Source organism: Beijerinckia indica subsp. indica ATCC 9039 (genome assembly GCF_000019845.1).
Classification (GTDB): Bacteria; Pseudomonadota; Alphaproteobacteria; order Rhizobiales; family Beijerinckiaceae; genus Beijerinckia; species Beijerinckia indica.
This window is the reverse complement of the sequence record NC_010580.1, coordinates 142,114-160,407: the sequence shown is the minus strand read 5'-3', so window position 1 is coordinate 160,407 and position 18,294 is coordinate 142,114. Positions and strand designations below refer to the sequence as shown.

The 18,294-nt window shown below is 52.4% G+C and carries 14 protein-coding genes and 4 pseudogenes; 11 read left to right on the top strand and 7 right to left on the bottom strand.

The window, feature by feature from the left end:
* The gene (locus BIND_RS19545) at window positions 1-462 is read left to right on the top strand and encodes a hypothetical protein (protein ID WP_012382995.1); all 462 of its coding nucleotides are present in this window, start codon (window positions 1-3) and stop codon (window positions 460-462) included.
* Window positions 463-509: 47 nt separating this feature from the next.
* On the top strand, window positions 510-821 hold the full coding sequence (locus tag BIND_RS19540) for a hypothetical protein (protein WP_012382994.1): 312 nt from the start codon (window positions 510-512) through the stop codon (window positions 819-821).
* A 56-nt stretch (window positions 822-877) separates the two neighbouring features.
* Here the strand turns inward: BIND_RS19540 and BIND_RS19535 are convergent, their stop codons facing one another.
* The 3 genes from BIND_RS19535 to BIND_RS19525 all read right to left on the bottom strand — a co-directional run bounded on the left by BIND_RS19535 (window position 878) and on the right by BIND_RS19525 (window position 2,991).
* Window positions 878-1,405 (bottom strand): hypothetical protein, encoded by a 528-nt coding sequence (locus BIND_RS19535; RefSeq protein WP_012382993.1) that lies wholly within the window; start codon window positions 1,403-1,405, stop codon window positions 878-880.
* Between the two features lies 1 nt (window position 1,406).
* Window positions 1,407-2,471, bottom strand: a complete 1,065-nt coding sequence (locus tag BIND_RS19530; RefSeq protein ID WP_012382992.1) for a thioredoxin domain-containing protein — start codon at window positions 2,469-2,471, stop codon at window positions 1,407-1,409.
* 130 nt (window positions 2,472-2,601) lie between these two features.
* Complete coding sequence (locus BIND_RS19525; RefSeq protein ID WP_012382991.1) at window positions 2,602-2,991, bottom strand: hypothetical protein; 390 nt, start codon at window positions 2,989-2,991, stop codon at window positions 2,602-2,604.
* 581 nt (window positions 2,992-3,572) lie between these two features.
* Between BIND_RS19525 and BIND_RS19520 the strand changes: the two genes are divergently transcribed.
* From BIND_RS19520 to BIND_RS19505, 4 genes are all read left to right on the top strand, one after another.
* Entirely contained in the window at window positions 3,573-4,133 is a 561-nt protein-coding gene (locus BIND_RS19520) for a thermonuclease family protein (protein WP_012382990.1), read from the top strand.
* Between the two features lie 301 nt (window positions 4,134-4,434).
* The gene (repC, locus tag BIND_RS19515; RefSeq protein ID WP_012382989.1) at window positions 4,435-5,718 is read left to right on the top strand and encodes a plasmid replication protein RepC; all 1,284 of its coding nucleotides are present in this window, start codon (window positions 4,435-4,437) and stop codon (window positions 5,716-5,718) included.
* A 47-nt stretch (window positions 5,719-5,765) separates the two neighbouring features.
* Window positions 5,766-6,176, top strand: coding sequence for a hypothetical protein (locus BIND_RS19510; RefSeq protein WP_012382988.1), 411 nt, complete (start codon window positions 5,766-5,768; stop codon window positions 6,174-6,176).
* A gap of 646 nt (window positions 6,177-6,822) precedes the next feature.
* A complete protein-coding gene (locus BIND_RS19505) occupies window positions 6,823-7,404 on the top strand; it encodes a TetR/AcrR family transcriptional regulator (RefSeq protein ID WP_012382987.1) in 582 nt (193 codons plus the stop codon).
* Window positions 7,405-7,631: 227 nt separating this feature from the next.
* On the opposite strand, the gene BIND_RS19500 is transcribed toward BIND_RS19505, so the two are convergent.
* A complete protein-coding gene (locus BIND_RS19500; RefSeq protein ID WP_148210833.1) occupies window positions 7,632-8,288 on the bottom strand; it encodes an XRE family transcriptional regulator in 657 nt (218 codons plus the stop codon).
* Between the two features lie 350 nt (window positions 8,289-8,638).
* Here BIND_RS19500 and BIND_RS19495 point away from each other — a divergent pair, with 350 nt between their 5' ends.
* Window positions 8,639-9,406: an iron-containing redox enzyme family protein gene (locus BIND_RS19495; protein WP_012382985.1), complete on the top strand. Its 768-nt coding sequence runs from the start codon at window positions 8,639-8,641 to the stop codon at window positions 9,404-9,406.
* 71 nt (window positions 9,407-9,477) lie between these two features.
* Here BIND_RS19495 and BIND_RS19490 read toward each other — a convergent pair whose 3' ends face one another.
* The gene (locus BIND_RS19490) at window positions 9,478-9,939 is read right to left on the bottom strand and encodes a nuclear transport factor 2 family protein (RefSeq protein WP_012382984.1); all 462 of its coding nucleotides are present in this window, start codon (window positions 9,937-9,939) and stop codon (window positions 9,478-9,480) included.
* A 694-nt stretch (window positions 9,940-10,633) separates the two neighbouring features.
* Window positions 10,634-11,323, bottom strand: a pseudogene (locus BIND_RS19485) (IS110 family RNA-guided transposase); the annotation flags it as partial.
* Between the two features lie 122 nt (window positions 11,324-11,445).
* On the opposite strand from BIND_RS19485, the pseudogene BIND_RS21030 reads away from it, so the two are divergent.
* The 3 pseudogenes from BIND_RS21030 to BIND_RS22110 form a co-directional block, all read left to right on the top strand.
* A pseudogene (locus BIND_RS21030) lies at window positions 11,446-11,733 on the top strand (transposase); the annotation flags it as partial.
* Window positions 11,734-11,779: 46 nt separating this feature from the next.
* Window positions 11,780-12,094: pseudogene (locus BIND_RS21025) on the top strand (transposase); the annotation flags it as partial.
* A gap of 55 nt (window positions 12,095-12,149) precedes the next feature.
* Window positions 12,150-12,619: pseudogene (locus BIND_RS22110) on the top strand (IS5 family transposase); the annotation flags it as partial.
* A gap of 923 nt (window positions 12,620-13,542) precedes the next feature.
* Here BIND_RS22110 and BIND_RS19465 read toward each other — a convergent pair.
* Complete coding sequence (locus BIND_RS19465; protein WP_012382982.1) at window positions 13,543-14,526, bottom strand: chemotaxis protein CheB; 984 nt, start codon at window positions 14,524-14,526, stop codon at window positions 13,543-13,545.
* A 212-nt stretch (window positions 14,527-14,738) separates the two neighbouring features.
* On the opposite strand from BIND_RS19465, the gene BIND_RS19460 reads away from it, so the two are divergent.
* Complete coding sequence (locus tag BIND_RS19460) at window positions 14,739-18,242, top strand: chemotaxis protein CheB (protein WP_012382981.1); 3,504 nt, start codon at window positions 14,739-14,741, stop codon at window positions 18,240-18,242.
* The last annotated feature ends 52 nt before the right edge of the window (window positions 18,243-18,294 follow it).

Sequence of the window (18,294 nt, the reverse complement as noted above, 5' to 3'; positions counted from 1 at the left end):
ATGCTGGAAGATGATGAAGAAGGTGGTTCCAGCCTTTTCGGCAATTATTCATGGTATCAGATGGGACGTGCATCCGCGGAAAGTGATGCACGTACTCGGCAACTTCTCCGTGCCCGTTTTTCACCGCCAAAGCCGCAAATCGATGTAGATGCTCTCATCGCGCAAAACAACGCTCTGCGCCAAAACTATGCTCAACTGCACCAGGACTATCAAAAGCTATATGGACTTTACGAGCAAGACCAGCGCCAGAAATCGGCACTGCAAAAAGAACTGAAGGAGGCCAAGGAGTTCGGGGAATCGGCGTTGAAGGGTTATAGAGATCGAGGGGATGATATCACCGACATAAGCAATACCCTTATGTACGCGGTAAAATACCTCTGTGATAAAGGCTACAGAGTCAAAGATCTTCCCTTCAAAATTCCTCTCTGGCTTTACCAGATGTACGAAAATCGTAACAATTAGTCCTTCGCATGAGACCGCCGCATGGTGATCTTCGAAAGGAGATTGCCATGCGTTTTTTTCTATCCTTGATCCTTCTCTGTACCCTTGCCCTTTCAGCTTGTGGCGCTCCGCCAAACATCCGCGGCGCCTCCAATTACACCATTCCCTTGCCGCAACGGGTCGAGCATCCCTATTACGACCCCACCGCCGCCTACGGTGAGTCCAACGCCACCTGGCGGCCACCCGTTATCAACCTGAATCGCACGATCGTCAAACCTGTCGAGCCCGCCACGACTGCCGGCCGGCCTGACTATGAACATGCGCAATGGGCCTCCGGAGCCTCGGGTGGCCCCTCCAATGCCCCGCCTGGAACATTCTAAAAGAAAAGGCCTTCGATCCAATGACCGAAGGCCTTTTTATTCATCTGTGAGTCAGGTCAGGCAGGCCAGAACACCTTCTCCGTTCGAAGATATTCCATCGCCGTTGCGACATGGCCGGTCCTCAATTGATAATTGAGCAGCGCATTCCGAAAGGCGATCAGAAAGAACACAAGGCAAAAGGGCGCGAATTCCAGCGTCTCGATGACGTGACCAGATGACCAGGACCGAGTCAGCGATTGGTAAAGCCAGTACAGGAAAGCCAGCCAGCCAAAACCAAAGGCGCAATAAGCCGCCTGTTTCGTCTGTCTCCTCCGCTTCATGATCAAGTCTTCAATGAACTCAACCGGCACCTGATAGAGATCCGCTGTCGCAGCCACATCGAGCATCCGGTCCTCACCGATCACCAATCCCGATTGATGATCCTTCTTCCGCCGAAGAAGGGCACCGAGCTCATGGATGAACTGTGCATTATCCTTGATCAATTTCCATTGGATGGCTTTGAGAGACGCTTGCTTCAACCCTTTGAAGCCACGGCCAAAAAGACCTGTCTCTTTTTGCTGTGGCTCATGATCAGACATCGCCATCTTAATGCCTCATACTTGCAATGACACGGTCCCAATCACTTGCAAGGCCATCAAGACGTCCTTCTGATCCATCCTCTTTCTGCCAAAGCAAGGTCGGGGTTCCTCGTAAATGGATCACCTCGGCTGCCGCCATATTGATGGTCAAACGATCCCGAGCCTCGGCTGCGACGGGATTGTTCAACTGATCATTCCGCCAGGCCGCGACCATCGTTTCCCGTGGCAAACTCAACATTGAGAGCGCATGTTCGGTGCTTTTACCACCGTCTTCATGATCAATAATCGAGACCGGAACGACGGCCAGTTCGATCTCTCCGCGCGTCGCATAAGAGCGCAATTGATCCATGGCTCTTATAGAAAAACTGCAAAGAGGATCGACAAAGATCCAGAGCCTGGGCGCTCCCGATCTGCCATAAGTGCCAAAACTCGTTTCTTTAACAACAGAAAGCGAGGGTTTTCCATCTAAGGCTGACACAGCCACGGCCGGCATAGTGTCATTCTTGATTTCGACGCGCGGAATGGCTCCTTCGATCGAAGACACTTGATCACGCGTAATGTTGTGGCCGGTCGCATCCCACATGACGCCTGGAATCACGTTCTGGCCATCCGGGGTCAGATACAGGACCTGAAATTCATGACCGTTCCGCACGAACAACCCTTTGATAGCGTGCGTATCCTGAAGCTCCGTCACATCAATTGGGAGCGATTTTTTCAGCTCATCGAAAGGGAAGTCAGATTGAAGGCCTGCAATAATTGCCTCGCCATCAGGCGTGACATTCAAAATCATGAACTGCTTGTCACGTCGAACGAGCACTCTCTGCAAACCATGCATCGCCCCAAGCTCTGACAGTTTTGCACCCGATTCCGCAATGTGTTTCAGCACGGGTAGATCAGGATTAATACCTTCAGACCGATAAGGTGTTGAGGGTCGATCACTTAAGCCAGGCACCAGTGGCGGGAGTGTTGGTTCCTCAACCACCCTCTCGGATGGCTGCTTAAGCTCTGAAAGATCTGACCCAGCGGCCGCAAATGGCATGAGACAGAAAAGAGCAACGGGAATAGAGCGCATGAAACCTCCTCTTAGACGTATGGAAAGTTTCTATGGCTCTCTCATGAGAAAATGACGCATAAAATGCTATGGAACATCGGTATTAATAATACGATGTTGATCACGTAAATATCTAATATAATAACACATGTCATTTATAACTTATCGATCTAATGTCGCTATTAATTGAATTTATTAAGTGCTCTGCATAAGTATCAATAAAATTATGAGGCAATATCTTTTTGTATGCGGCAAGGACCTGTTCTTTTGCAGCAACGCCTAATTCAGAAGACGATTTCAATTCAATAATTCGCAGCAACGGCTGAAATAGTCTACTATTCAATAAATCAATAGTTTCAGACTCACCCTGAGTATCGAGATTGTCGGTATTAAGTGTATAATTCCAATGTACACTAAATTCACAAATAAGTTCGCATATTCTTATGAGTTCATCATCTTCTTTAATGATTGTCGATGGCATTCGCTGCGCAGGGTAGTGTGCTATATCGAAAACGCCGGCCTTATCCTTCTCTTCCCGCATCGTTTTCTCTCTATATCTCTAGTTATATTCAATAGACAACGACACACGCAAGTCAAAACGGTATTTACTGTTGAATATTACAGACGAAACTTATTATTATGCAAACCTTACTGGCAAACAACCAGCTGAAGATTCATCTTATGTTCTCACGCTAACTGAACCTCCCCGATTTGTAAAATTTTTGCAGTACCGGATTTTTGCCATTTCCGCGCAAGCTGACTTGATCGCCTTAATGCTGTTTAGCTGACGCTTATTGTTTCAAGATGCCGCGATAAAGTCCATAAACCCTTAAAAATATTTACATAAGTCGGCCCGACACATTCTAATATAAGTCATTGAATCTTCATCTCCTCACTCTGACATCAATGCATTTCTATAAAAATGAGCCCCCCGAATAGCTAGATATCACGAGGAATTGATTTCACAGTAAATGGATTATTAACAGTCAATTTAACCGAAGTGATTCGGTAGTCTAAATGACGGCGAAAGTGTGACTCTTTTTTCTGATTTGAATTTTCATGCACCGGCCAAAAGCTCCCAATGCAAGTTGCTCTTCAACGACTCGCCATAAGGTCTTGCGCATGAACTTTCCTCTCCGTGAACAAGCAATCTGTTCCATCTTCTTTTTTGCGTTCACTCAAGTCCCAGCAAACGCTCAGATCAGCGAACACAATGAGCAGGCGCTTGTATCTGACATCAAGGCAAGCGTTATCGACGGAGACACATTCCGGGATCCTCGTGACGGTCAGTCCTATCGGCTCTTCGGAATCGATGCCTGCGAAAAAGATCAGGACGCCTATACCAGTCTTGGTCAGGCCTGGCCGTGCGGCGCGGTCGCAACCACTTGGCTCGCCTCTCATGTCGTCGGCCGAGCCGTCACCTGCACGATCATCAAGCCCGATATCTATGGGCGCAAACTCGCGAAATGCGGCACGGAGGAAACTCCGGATCTTGGCGCCGCCATGGTGCAAGAAGGACAGGCCGTCGTCTATCGCTTCTACGGTCGGCCGACAGAGCCCGCTTATCTCCCCCTCGAAGCGAAAGCGCAGACGGAGCATCGCGGCATCTGGCAGGGAGCGGTGCAAGATCCTGCAGCGTGGCGTCATGATCACCATGCCCACCACGATCAGGCTGTGGAATGACCCTCCCCTGCAATTCATAGCTGAAAGGGCATGGACGCGGCCGTGAAAAACCGGCACAGTATCGAACTAGGACTCATGCCAGCGGCGGCTAGTCCATTTCGGAGAAATAAGACCATAGAAACAGAAAACCCGACCTAGAAGGTCGGGCCTGTCCGGCAAAGCCGGGGAATAATCTGTGTCTCGCAAGCCAGATATTCCCCGAAAATCGAGACCGATGCAAGCCTTATTTTTAGGCCACGGGATCGTTTTGCCTGACGGAACCGTACTTTTTTGGTTGGGTTCTCGCAATGTCGGAGAACCTATGTCCACGGGAATATCTCACTCTCCGCGGCCCTCGGGCTTGCGGCGGATCAGTCCTGCTATGCTCGCTTTCCGCGAGACGGCCGATACCTATCAAGGCCTGCCGGACGGCAGCCTCAAACCCTTCCAGTTCCTCACCGCCTTCCAGCAGGCGCTCCCCTATCTCCGCCTGCCCCCCAAAGCCTTCGAGCTCGTCGCCTGGCTGTTTGACATGACGCATGCCTGCGACTGGCAGCAGGGATCCAAGCCGATCGCCTGGCCCTCCGCTCGTCTGCAGCAGGAATATCTCGGCCTCTCGGCCGCCCGGGTGAAAGTTTTGAACCGCGCCCTCTTCGAAGCCGGCATTTTCGTCATCCGTGACAATGCCGAGGGCAAGCGCTATGGCCAGCGCGGTCCGGATGGCCGCATCCTGCAGGCCTTTGGCTTTGACCTCTCTCCCCTCGCCCAACGGTATGCGGAATTCCTCCGTATCGCTGAAGAAGCAAAGATCGAACGTGCCCTGGTCCGCTCCTGCCGGCGGCAACTTACCCTCGTCCGCAAGGCCATCCTCCAGGCCGAGGCCATTTTGAAAGACTCTCAGGATGTCTTGCCGGAAGTCACCGCTTGGCTCGCTGAACGCGATCGGCTCGATCTCGCTTGCCGCCGCGTGCAGGTCTCAAAAGACCTGCGTGATTTGCTGAGTCAGATGCAGGATGTCCAGACGGGTCTTGAAGACCTCATCAAGAGTGAACGTGAACAGCAGAAACAGACAAAAACGAGCCCCGCGGGGCTCGAAAATGAGCCTCACATAGATACGAATACAACCCTAACACACTATCCTTCAAAGGATACTGTAATTGCCTCCAAAAGACGTAGTCGGCCGAGACCAGAGGCTCCGGCTTCATCCTTCAAGGTCAGAACCAAGCCCCAGGAAGGGGCTAACGGGAAGAAAGGTGGGCTGACGCAGCCGGCCGAGCTGTTGGATCTCGCTCCGGAGCTTGGCCAATGGGTAGGCACGTCGTCCCCGGACTGGCCGGATGTGATCGGCGCGGCGGGTGGCCCCTTGCGGCATTCCCTCGGTGTTTCGACGACGCTTTGGGCGCAAGCCTGCCGGGTGATGGGCCGGGAAGACGCGACCCTGGCGCTCGCGCTCGTTTCGGTCAAGCCTGAGGACTATTTCTCGAGTGGCCCGGCCGGCTATTTCGGTGGCATGGTCAAGAAGGCCGAGAAGGGCGAATTGTTCCTCGAGCGCTCGCTCTGGGCCTTGCGCGAGGCGAAATGGGGCAAACGGCCTTGGAACCATTGATCATTTGGTCTATGCGGCATGGGACACTGTGAAGGAAAGACTGACTGATGCCTCAATCATCGCTTGAACAGATCCAAGCCGAAATCGCCGCGATCGAGGAACGGATCGATAATCTGCGCCTGGTGGAAGAGATCCTGGCGGAACTCGAAGGCAAAGCCTCGCGCAAGCCGGTCCATCGTGAGAGCCGAAAGATTGCGGTGAAAAGCCAAAAGCCGAGGAAAACAAAGGCTTCTCTTCTTTCCGCACGCCCTTCTGAGCCACAAGGGCGAGAAGGCTCGACGCCGAATGCCGTGCTGGCCCTCCTCGAGGCAGAAGGTCCTCTGGCCCGCGCGGAAATCGAGCAGGCGATCCGCGCCGATCGCGATCTTAGTAAGCAGACGATCTCCGTCGCCCTGCAGCGTTTGAAGGGAGCCGGCAAGGTTCATCTGGACGGTGGCAAATGGAGCCTTCGAGCCTGACAATATTCAGCCCGGCGGATAAGGCGTCGATCTCTGGTTACGGACTATCGTCCTGCATTGGAAATGCTGACATTGCCGCTTCTTACTGCACAGTGGCAAGCCTGTTTCGCTTCCCCCTTTGTCGCTTGAAGCGTGGATTCGGCTAACCGGTAATGCCAGCGTAACCTGTAGGCCCAGCAACAGCGCGAAGCCATAAGAGAGGGTAAATTTCGTTTTTTCTTGGGAGGACTTTTCCTGAGATAGTTACCTGGAAAAGCTCTCGGTCCGTTCGCCGACCTTGGTAAAATTCAATCATTTGAGAAGATCAGCCACGTCAATGAAATTCTGAAAGATGACATTGCGATCGGCGTGGATCAGGAAAGACGTGTCTGACGGCATGCCTTATGCGTCGGGTGGACCAACTGTGCCATAGCCGAAACCTTGCCGCAGCCGGGGCAACTGCGTGCTCCGGTTCCGAGTGCCGAAAGCCAAAATTACGTCGGGCCTGCAAAGATTTAGAATTCAATAGTAAATTTATTATATGGCGATAATCTCCTATCGTGGTGATGGGACGGCGCGTTTTCATCAAGGCGCACAACGTCGTTTTGACGAAATGAGAGCGACTATCGCAGGCTGGCAATTATAAACAAACATATCGAGTACTATCGTGTGGACGACTGACAATCAGGCCAAACAAATCCTTGCCGTAGCCACCAGCCTTTTTCGCTCCGACGGCTATGCCGCGACCGACATCGAAGAGATTTCTGCCCGCTGTTCCGTCGTCCCGCAGGAGATCTACGACATATTCGAAAACAAGGCCATGTTGGCTTTGGCCGTCATGGACTATATTCAAAATCTCTTCGACACGCAGATCTTGAACTATGCCTATGACAAACAAGTCTCGGCACACGAGCGGATGACGAACTTAAACAAGGCGATCGAGGCCTATTTCACCAACAGCAAAGGCGGGTGTATTTTCATCAACTTCGGTATCGAACAGATGCACCGCGAACCAATATTCGTCGAGCCAATCAAACGCTACTTTCTGTCTTTGAAGGAGGCTTATACCGCCATCCTTTTGGATCGATATGGGGCCGAAGAGGCCCTGGAAATTGCGGATACCCTGGTGGCCGATTTGCAAGGCGCTCTCATCATGGTCCGCATCAATGGGGACATCTGGCCCATTCAGCGCTTGACGGATCGTTTTCAGGTTCATCTCCAGCAAGGAGGCAGCAATCGTGAGTCTTGAGGGTCGAGACCTCTGGCTCCCCAGGCCTCTCAGGCCAAAATGAGACGATCGGCTCAAAAGAGTGGCTTTGCGCAGCCTGTAGGTTGGAAATTGGGTCATGCACTGCATTTCAAGGACGATGATCTGCAGAATTTTGGACAGCGTTTGAAGATTTGCGTTCCGCGCCAGCATTTATAACTGTGCAGCGATATCCAAACTGATCCCGGGCTTGCGCGACCGCACTGGGTTTAGACATCGCCCTGCAGACCATCCTCGCTGTCTGCCTGTGGCAGCTCACTCCAGGCATCGGCACGAATGCTGCCGAAAACCTTTTGTGCATGCGTCACATGCTTGTTGACCAGGGGAGCGCTGTTGTGACTGACGAGATCGGCCTGATGACCCTCGCGATAACGAACCGTCTTCAGATAGATTTGGCCATCCGCGAGTTTGACGGCCGCCTCCCAGCCATCGGCCTCTTGGAGCGTGCGTGCCGGTTTCCAGCAGACAACCACATCACCTGATTCGTAGCGCGGCCAGAGATGATCGCCTGTGATCTCGAAAACCAGGGCACCCTCTGGAACCGGATAAGGCAGCATGATGTTCTTGCAGGAGAGAGGCGATCCTCCCGGCCGATGCGTTTCGATCCGGCCCTGCGCCACGACACGGCCAGCCAGGCAGGCCACACAGCGCGCATCTGGGTGCGGCATGCCGGTCAGCAACCAGGGAACGGAGACCCGGAATGCCTTGGCATAGCGCTCGGCCATGGCCATACGTACCCCTCGTTCGCCATTTTCATGACTGCGATAGGTGTTCGCGTTCCAGCCAAAGGCTCGTGCCGCCTCAGTTGCACTGGGAAAGCCGGCATTCTTCCGCGCGCGCCGCAGGCGGTGAAACAATTCCATCATGTCTCATCATGCTATGATTTTGTGCAAGTTGTACAGATAATCGTAAAACGTACAAGAGCGCGCGGCCTTTATTCACGAGATTTTCTTATGAGGAATGGAGGGGGCAAAGCGCAGTCCTATATGGACTCATAAAAGAATATATTTATCAAATAATTGAAATAGTCTGCCAATCCCGGCACGGAATTTTTCAAAACATTTTCGAGATTACCTGTACGTTTTGTGTTGCGCATATCCTGTACGTATCGTACAAGTTCCCTGCCGGCACGTACTGAAACCCTTTCACCTGGCAGGGAATCCTGAGCTGATCTCGACCACCCCTCCCCTGTCTTTTCCCTTTAAGGAACACACCCATGTTCATGCCCGCCACACAGTCTTTTTCCTATGAAGCTGTAAATGCACTCAAGCTCGATGCGATCGAGGCTAAATATGCCTGGATCGTCGAGCCGATCTATCGGGCCAGTGAAAGCGTTAAACGGATGCCGTTCTATACGTATATCGCCAACATGACGTCGCCGCAGGATTTCAAGCCAGTCGCCACCCAGCTTTACTTTCATTCGGCGACCTTCCCAAAGGTCATGGGTCTCATGCTGGGCCTGACACCGCTGTCGCAGAATTACATGATGCCCTTTTATGCCAAACATGCCTTTGGTGAAGCTGATCATCACCAGATGCTGCTGCGTTGGATGGTGAAACACGAACTGTTGCAGGATGCAGCCGATATCAATGGTGTGATCACAGCCGTTGAAACCAATGCGTGCGTCAATCTCGCCTATCAGCTGGCGGCCGAACAAGATCGTGATAAGTGGCTTGTGACCATCAACAGCGGTATCGAGCGCTGCTCAAACGACTTCTTCAAGATGGTCGCGCCGAAAATGCACGAACTGGGTGTTGGGGACGTTTATTTCGATCTTCATGTCGAAGCAGACGAGCATCACAGCATCATGGGACTGGAATTCCTTGAGGCGTGCGATCCCGAGAGTCCTCGCGGAAAGCAGTTGATCGCCAAAGCGCTCGAAGGCGTTGCTCTATGGGCCGATATGCTTCATGCCTGGATTGGCCTGGACTATCATCCTCGCTTCAATCTCGATGGCAGCCTCAGTACCGGGTCACGTGTCTGAACCAAAGCCTGTTTCGGAGAGTGCTTTATCGAGATGGAAGAGAGCTTGGAATAGGGACCTCTTCCGCTGCCTCAAAGCCCGAGATCTGACAGGCCAGGATGTTCATCGGGCCTTCGCCCCAAACGCCAGTCAAACTTGCGCTCAGAGGCAGCGATCGGCAAGTCGTTGATGGAGGCAAAACGGCGCCGCATGAGACCAGCCTCATCGAAGTCCCAGTTTTCATTTCCATAAGACCGGAACCACTGCCCTGTCATGTCCCGCCATTCATAGGCAAATCGCACGGCAAGACGGTGTTCGGTATAGATCCAAAGCTCTTTGATGAGGCGATAGTCTAATTCCTGTGTCCATTTACGTTGGAGAAAGGCGATGATGGCCTCACGGCCAGAGAAAAATTCGGTGCGGTTTCGCCAAAGACTATCTTCCGTGTAGGCAAGACAGACACGGTGCGCATCTTGGCTGTTCCAGGCGTCTTCTGCAAAACGCACTTTCGCTGTCGCTGTCTCAAAAGTGAAAGGAGGAACCAAAGCGCTCATAGCCAATTATCCAGCTGCTCGATAGATGGGAATATGATCGCAAAGTCATATGTATATCTTAATAAATCCTGTAAAAATCGATTTATACTCTTATATAATTCAAGGATTGTTCCCATTAAAACTGGAGAGGTTTTTTTCCTAATCTAAGGAGTGACGCTTCCAGATCCACATTTCTCGGATTTCCTCCGCAGAGGATTGACTTAAGATAATAGTTTTTTCCATAGGCGATTGACGTTACTCTTTGTGCCGTCACAGAACCATTGGATCTGGTTGTCACGACCGCATAGGGATAATTTCTTTCTACGCATGATAGGGCAATTATTGTTATTATATTGCATAAAAAGTAATTATTATTTTAAAAAATATGTATTATCATACTGATACTTCCACTATTGTTGGAATGCTGATAATTGGGCTCTTCTCTATTCGGCGGGGTGAGGTCAAGCGTTTTCCAGCTGCTGTCCCTTTCGTTTTGTTGCGCCTGTCGCGGGTCCACTCTTCTCTTCGGGATCAGCGCTCCGGCTCTCCCAGTATGGGATCAGAAGGATGAAACGGTTCAATCTGCTTCGCGTTCTGATCGCTAAGCGATCGGGACAAACCCAGTTACGAACTCGCCTCGTCCATCGTCCCGCGACGGGACATCTCAGCAATGCAGGGTGTAATTTCCTCCGCCTTTGTATATCATTGGCTGTGCTCAAGCGAATGAGGGAGCTTCCTCTCGCGTCCAGCGAAATTCTGTCCCATCACGCCACATGCGGTGCATGATCACGGCCAGCCTGCGGGCCAAGGCGACAATGGCTTTTTGTTTGCCACGCCGTTTGGCGATGGTCATAGCCCAAGCCTTGAGCCAGGACCATTTCACGGTCCGGGTGAGCATGACCTGCGCCGCCTCGAAGAGCAAAGTGCGCATCATGGCGTCGCCACATTTTGAGATGCGGCCGATGTGGCTGCTCTCCCCAGATTGATGAAGGATCGGCGTCAAACCCAAGGCTGGCCCAACAGACTTGGAGTGGGGAAGCGGGCCGGGACATCGATCGTCGCGGTGAAGGCCAGAGAGATGGTCGGGCCAACGCCCGGAATGCTCATCAATCGCCGACACACTTCATCTTCACGGCTGATCGAAAGCACTTTTCGATGCAGCTTCGTGGCCTGCTCGCGCAGCTTCGAACGGGCACTGAGCAAGGACGCCATGATCTCGGCAAGCTCCGGCATGCCGTCGACCAACTCAAGGATCCGTTCTTCGAATTTCACAACGCCGACGACGCCAACCTTGAGCTCGAAGTTACGCAAAAGACCGCGGATATCATTCGATATCGATTGCCTTTTCCTGCAGCAACATACGTGCCGTCAACAGCGCCCGCCGCTTCTGGCTCGCCAGCGTTTTGGGCTAAAGCGCAACAAATCCAATTGTGATTTCAAGGGACGCCATTTGAGGCTCAGCTGATCATTCAGGCACTTAGATCACCTCTCAAAAACCATTATGACCAAGTTAAATAAAATAGTTATATGGTTAGAACCGAGGTTTTGACAAAACGGGGTTTGGCGCGTTATCGAGGCATGGCCAAAGCTCTTGTTTCAGATGAACTCTGGGCGGCGCTTTCGACGCTGTTGCCATCCGAACTGCCGAAACCGAAGGGTGGCCGTCCTCGGTTGCCGGATCGGGCTGTGCTGACCGACATCCTTTTTGTTCTCCAATCGGGCCTGCTGTGGGAGATGCTGCCGGTCGAGATGGGCTATGGCTCGAGGATGAGTTGCTGGCACCGCTTGCGCGATTGGCAGCAGGCTGGTGTCTGGGTGGCCTTGCACCGCCAGCTTCCGGAGCGTCGCTGGACAGTGCCTCGATTCCCGCAAAAAGGTGGCCGCCTATGCCGGATTGGCCTTTACCATGGCAGAGCGGATCGATCGATCGCGAACAGGGGGTATCGAAATCCGGCAATCCGCGTCTACGCACGATCATGATCCAGCTGGCTTGGCTGTGGCTGCGCTACCAGCCCGAGACGGCGCTGGCGCGGTGGTTTCATGAACATGTCGGCGCGAAAAGCAGCCGGAGCCGCAAGACGGCGATCTCGCATTAGCCCGTAAGCTTTTGATCACGCTATGGAAATATGTCGCGAGTGGCGTCGTCATCGATGGCGAGGCTCTGGCGTCTCACTGATGACGACGCCACTGACGTAACCCCATCCCCAGGACCTGATCAGTCCTGCGGATCCAGGGGCGGCGTGGCAGGTCCCAACCCGACGGATCGGAGGCAGCCGGCCACTAAATGCCACCTCGTCGTCGACGTGCGCAGCACGCCGCTTGGTGTGCTGATCGGCACCGCCAATCAGCACGACACCAGATGCTCGCCTTGACGCTGGACGCTGTTCCACCCTTGCGCAACGGTCGGCCAGGCCACCCACGCTAGAGGCTGACAAGCTGCATGCCGGACAAGACCTATGACCATCGACGCTGCTGCGACGACTGCCGTCGCCGTCACATCAAACCGCACATCGCCCGACGCGGGCAGGACAGCAGCCAAAGGCTGGGGCGTCATCGTTGGGTCGTCGAGCGCACGCGTGCCTGGATGAACCAGTTTCGACGATTGAGCAAACGGTACGAACGAAGGGCTGACATTTATCTTGCCTTCACCACCATCGCTTGTGCCATCATATGTCTATGGCAGACCAATTGGTTTTGTTAGGCGTTCTTAGTGGCTTCTACAAAAGTGGCGATACCTCTCGCAATTACCGCGGCCTTCCTCGCCGAGTTCCTCCTTATAGAGGCATGCTCGCCGCAACTCCCCGCAGTTCGGGTGCCAAGCTGACCGGCCTTGGTGGAAAGGTTCCACCCGGACACCCCCTGGTCCGAGCTCAACTTCTTGAGCAAAGGTTGCGATAGGGAGGACGAAGAAGGCTGCGGTAAAGATAACGAATGCATAGACGCGCATGGGAATCCTCCTGATTTCTTGTTGTTTTGCAGAAAATTGTTGTCTGCAGCGATTGTTCCGCGACGTGTGGCCCTTTCTTTTGGAGTATACCCTGACTGATTGAAGAGCCGGGATCAATTTCTTGCCTTTCGCGGCTTCTTTGATTCTGATGCGGTGATCGTTCGGTCTGGTTTCCTTGGGCCAGGAAGATCATGCTAAGCAAGATCGTGCCAAGGTGATTGGCGTGACGTGGGATGGGAGCTATGATTGAATTTTGGTGACGGGGTTAGGTCAGGCGGCGATGTTTGATTCTGTTTCACTCTGTGTACTAATAATAATATAAGCCGTTGAGTTTATATATTAATCTCATCAGCAAGTGCACTTACTCACAAGTCGGTAATATAGGCGACATCTGAAGCCTTGAGGAAGGATCGGACGAGGCTTGGCATACGCTTGATGGCGGATAGTTGTGCGTTTGGTCAAGCCTCGGCCTTCACGTCGCCGCCAGTTGAAACTCTGGCTGACCCACGAGACGCAGGCGCGCGATCATGCATGTCATAGATGCAGGTTCTGAGGTGGCTCTGTTTTCTTGCCGGAATGCGGAGCCATAAAAAAGAAACGACAATGGATAAGTTATTACAGAGATTGCGATTACAATAAAGGATACAGCATAAAAATGCGGCTGCGTCATAGTCCCATTAATAATTCTTCCCCAAGAGTGTGCGGCGTAATAAATCCGCGTAGTCTTTATATTCTTGCATCCTCTCCTCCGCGATCTTGGCTGCCGCATGTCGATCACTGCGGCGCGCATCCTCCGCCATTTTCTCGCATAAGAATACCCGCTCCTCTATCATGCGTAGAGCGACGCGCAGAGCTTCATCGACAGCTCCTTCCTTGACATTTATGAGCGTTTCCGCAGTATAAGCATGGCCGGTCTGACAGCGGAATCTCAACGGTAATCCGATCTTCAATTGAGAGAGAACGCCGCCGCAGGCTGGACAGGATAAAGGCACGACATCCGCGATTTTTGCATTTTTCTTGATTCCTGTTTTATATCCAAGCGCGATCTCAACCTCGAAAAGAAGCCCTTCAGGAATTTCGTTTGATTGCCCAGCTTCTTCTTTTGTTAGTTTTTTCAGGAGATTTCCCAATTCCTCAAGGGGTATGATATAATCAACATATCCAGTCTTGAGAGCCTCTAGCGGCATTTGCGGAGCGGTTGCTTCTCGTGGATTTTGTACAACGGTGACGCCGCCACATCGTTTTACATCAGCGAGGCCCGCAGCCCCGTCGTTCAATAGACCTGTCAGAACAACAGCCACTGTTCGCGACCCGTGGCTGACAGCAATGGATCGAAAGAGCGGATCGATCGCTGGTCTTGCCATGTTCTCTCGCGGGCCACGGCCCAATCGTATGTGGTTGCCCATGACGAGAAGGTGGTGATCTGCCGGAGCAACATAAGCATGGCCCCGCTTCAATTTTTCGCCGTCGCGGGCCATGGTGACGGGAATAGAGGCTTCTTCGTCAAAAATATCGGCCAGATAATTATTTCCTACTGTGCCGACATGGATCACGATCAAGATTGTTGCATCGATACCAGGTGGTAAATCGCGAAAGAGATTTTTCACCGCCTCCACCGCGCCCAAGGATCCTCCAATAGCGATAATGTCACGCTGGCTCATGGGCATTCTCTCCGTTATGCCGCAGAACTGCCAAAAGAATTTTTAGTTCTCCCGTAGATAGCTTGAATTAACTTATGAATATGATTTCTCTTAAAAAACTTTTCTTGAATCCTCAAAAATCAACTCGATTTTCATGCACGGCAGCAGCAGCAATTCTGGAACCAGGCATTCTACCGAGATCAGCAACACTTTAGATTATGAGGCTTGGGGGAATGGAAGATCACAATCAAAATCTGTCAATCGTTGGCATTGGCGCGTCAGCGGGCGGCGTGAAGGCACTCCAAACGTTTTTTGAAGCCCTTCATACCGAAACCGATGCAGCTTTCGTGATCATCGTCCATCTTGATCCAGAAGTCCCAAGCGAACTCGCGGCTATTCTCGCAAATCATACAAAAATGCCGGTGGCACAGATTGATAATACGGCGCTTCTTGAAGGCGGCCATGTCTATGTTATCGCCCCAAACCGCCGGCTTCATATTGCCGACCATCTGGTCACGGCACTGCCACTCGACGAACCGCGCAGTCAGCGGGCCCCCATCGACTGGTTCTTTCGATCCTTGGCTGATCAGCACAGCAATTGTTATGCTGTTATTCTCACGGGAGCCGGAACCGATGGCGCCATTGGGGTCAAGGCCATCAAGGAAGCCGGGGGCATCGTGCTGGTTCAGGATCCAGAAGAAGCTGAATATGGGTCTATGCCACGCAGCGCCATTGCGACACAAGTCGCTGATTTCGTTCTTCCCGTGCGAGACTTGGCCAAGCGCTTGAACGAACTGCTAGCGCATCATACACAGGTACCACTCCTTTCTCCTCAAGAGCAGAACGAAGATCTACTCAGACGTATTCTGGCCCATGTTCGTATCCGAACCGGTCATGATTTTTCACAATATAAACGCGCAACCCTCCTACGCCGTATCGCAAGGCGCGCTCAGGTTATGCGAAAGGAATCACTGGCTGATTATTATTTGTATCTGCGCGACAATGCTGAAGAAGCACAGGCTTTATTTGGCGACTTTCTTATTTCGGTGACAACTTTCTTTCGTGATCCCAAAGCCTTTGCCACACTCGTTCAAACTGCCATCCCCCAGCTCTTCGAAAGCAAAGAGGCAGGTAGTACAATTCGCGTCTGGGTGCCGGGCTGCGCGACTGGAGAAGAAGCCTATACAATCGGTATTCTCCTCCTTGAGGAAGCAAGCCGCCATGAGATCCGGCCCGAAATTCAGGTTTTTGGCTCTGACCTTGACACCGGTGCCTTGGCCATTGCGCGCGAAGGCCGCTTCCCCGCAACCATCGAAACGGACCTTACGGAAGAACGCTTGAGACGTTTTTTTCAACGCGAAGGCGATCATTACCGTGTTCGTCGCGAGCTTCGTGACATCGTGCTCTTCGCCAATCACAGCCTTCTCAAAGACCCACCTTTTTCCCGGTTAGATATGATCTCATGCCGCAATTTGTTGATCTATATGGATCGCGAATTGCAACAGCAGGTCTGTAATACGTTTCATTACGCCCTCAACCCCGGTGGCTTCTTATTTCTTGGCTCTTCTGAAAGCGCGGAGCAGCCTAGCGGATTGTTCCGCCCTATCGATCGCGAGGCCCGCCTCTATCGCGCGGTCCCAACACCGAACGAGCGGCGGCCAGCCTTGCCCATCCTGCTGAGTTCCTATCCAATTGCCGACCGCGGACCAACGACGACACGCGTTCCCTCCCATGGCGGGAATATCGCGGATGCCGCTCTTCACCGTCAGATGCTTGAGAAGATTGCACCGCCCAGCATGCTGGTTGATATGTCGCACCGCGCCATTCACCTGTCCGAAAACGCTGGGCGCTATCTGCACCTGTCTGGAGGACCGGTTAGCACTGATGCCGCCGATATGGTTCGTGAGGAATTCCGTTTCGACCTACGAACGGCGCTGCATCGCGCCTTTGAGCGCGGTGAATCAACTTTAAGCATGCCCCTTGTTGTCCGGTTCAATGGGGTGCCGCACAGAGTCTATCTGCAGGTCAAGCCAGTCGTCCAGGATGATGATGCTACTGCCTATGCGCTTGTTTTGTTCATCGAGGGGGACAGCGTTGAGCAAGAGGTGACCGAGGAACACAACGGGACCTCGCGCACACACGAACCCGTCAATGAGACGATTCAACAATTACAACAAGAATTACAGCTTGCGCAAAGCCGGCTGCGGGTGACACGAGAGGAATCGGAAGCGACCAACGAAGAATTGCGGGCCGCCAACGAGGAATTGCAATCCATCAATGAAGAATATCGCTCGACGTCAGAGGAACTCGAAACAAGCAAGGAGGAATTACAATCGATCAATGAAGAGCTTCAAACCGTCAATAATGAGCTCAAACTCAAGCTTGAAACAGTTTCCAGGGCGCATAATGATCTTCAAAATCTCATGTCAGCGACGGATGTTGGCACGCTCTTTCTTGATCCTTCCCTGCGCATCAAACGCTTTACCCCTCGCTTAACGGATCTTTTCAACATCACCGCGCATGACGAAGGCCGGCCGATCACCGATTTTACGCATCAACTGGACTATGACGAATTGGCTGATCATGCACGGATGGTTTTGAGGGATCTGACGCCGATTGAGCAGGAGGTGAAGAGTCGTAAAGGTGGCTGGTATCTGGTGCGGATGCGTCCCTATCGGACGATCGATGACAAGATCGAAGGTGTTGTCGCAACCTTTGTCGATATTACCGAGCGCCTCAGAGCCGAGGAGGCGCTGCGGGAAAGCGAAGAGCATCTGAGACAGGAAATGCGCCTTGTCGAATTATCGCGGGCGCCGATCTTTGTTTGGGATTTCGATAATGGCATCGTTCAATGGAACCGCGGCTGTGAACAGCTTTACGGCTATTCCCGAGAGGAAGCAATCGGGAAAAGAAAAGAGAGCCTGCTTAAAACCATTGTACCAGGCTCCTCATTCGAGGCTTTGAGACAATCCCTCCTCGAGAACGGGAGTTGGAGCGGAGAACTCTTCCACACGGCAAAGAATGGAAACGTTTTGAGCGTGGAAAGTCAAATCGAACTCGTTTCCCTTGGCGGACGCCGTTTAGTATTGGAAAGTACATGGGATCTTACAGAACGCAAACGTTGGGAGCAGCGCCGTCAGCTTCTTTTGGATGAACTGACGCATCGCATGAAAAATACTCTGACAGTGATTCAATCCATCGCACATCAGACACTGCGCACGACGACATCAGGTGCCGATTTTGTTGAACGCTTCGAGGGAAGGCTGCACGCTCTAGCGAATGCACATAAGCTGCTGGTCGAGTCGCGCTGGGAAGGTGCTGAACTTGGCGCGTTGGCGCAAGGACAATTAGAGGCCTATATCGGGAACGATTCAGGTAAACTTCGAATCGAAGGCGAGTCTGTCATCTTGCCGCCAGAAATAGCAACGCCATTCGGCCTCGTACTTCATGAGCTTGCGACCAATGCCGTGAAATACGGCGCTTTATCCGCTCCAACGGGCAGGGTTGTTTTAAGCTGGACTTTGTCTGCAAGGGGGGATCGCAAGTATCTGAGTGTCAATTGGAAAGAATGTGATGGTCCCCGCGTGGTTGCGCCGGAAAATCGAGGATTTGGTGGAATTTTGATCGAGAACGGCGTGCCTGGCGCCACAGTTAAAAGAAATTTTCTGCCGGAGGGTGTGACCTGTACGATAGACCTCGAACTTCCAGAAATACAATGGAATGGATCACACGACTGAACAAAAGCCGCCTTCAAGAGGATTGTCCAAAGCCACACTGTCTGGCTTGATT

Bases quoted from the DNA above. Each gene is read 5' to 3' on its own strand.
- BIND_RS19490 (WP_012382984.1), bottom strand. From the start codon at position 9,939: ATGAGCGCTTTGGTTCCTCCTTTCACTTTTGAGACAGCGACAGCGAAA.
- BIND_RS19460 (WP_012382981.1), top strand. From the start codon at position 14,739: ATGGAAGATCACAATCAAAATCTGTCAATCGTTGGCATTGGCGCGTCA.
- BIND_RS19530 (WP_012382992.1), bottom strand. From the start codon at position 2,471: ATGCGCTCTATTCCCGTTGCTCTTTTCTGTCTCATGCCATTTGCGGCC.
- BIND_RS19525 (WP_012382991.1), bottom strand. From the start codon at position 2,991: ATGCGGGAAGAGAAGGATAAGGCCGGCGTTTTCGATATAGCACACTAC.
- BIND_RS19465 (WP_012382982.1), bottom strand. From the start codon at position 14,526: ATGAGCCAGCGTGACATTATCGCTATTGGAGGATCCTTGGGCGCGGTG.
- repC (WP_012382989.1), top strand. From the start codon at position 4,435: ATGTCCACGGGAATATCTCACTCTCCGCGGCCCTCGGGCTTGCGGCGG.
- BIND_RS19540 (WP_012382994.1), top strand. From the start codon at position 510: ATGCGTTTTTTTCTATCCTTGATCCTTCTCTGTACCCTTGCCCTTTCA.
- BIND_RS19535 (WP_012382993.1), bottom strand. From the start codon at position 1,405: ATGGCGATGTCTGATCATGAGCCACAGCAAAAAGAGACAGGTCTTTTT.
- BIND_RS19500 (WP_148210833.1), bottom strand. From the start codon at position 8,288: ATGATGGAATTGTTTCACCGCCTGCGGCGCGCGCGGAAGAATGCCGGC.
- BIND_RS19520 (WP_012382990.1), top strand. From the start codon at position 3,573: ATGAACTTTCCTCTCCGTGAACAAGCAATCTGTTCCATCTTCTTTTTT.
- BIND_RS19495 (WP_012382985.1), top strand. From the start codon at position 8,639: ATGTTCATGCCCGCCACACAGTCTTTTTCCTATGAAGCTGTAAATGCA.
- BIND_RS19545 (WP_012382995.1), top strand. From the start codon at position 1: ATGCTGGAAGATGATGAAGAAGGTGGTTCCAGCCTTTTCGGCAATTAT.
- BIND_RS19510 (WP_012382988.1), top strand. From the start codon at position 5,766: ATGCCTCAATCATCGCTTGAACAGATCCAAGCCGAAATCGCCGCGATC.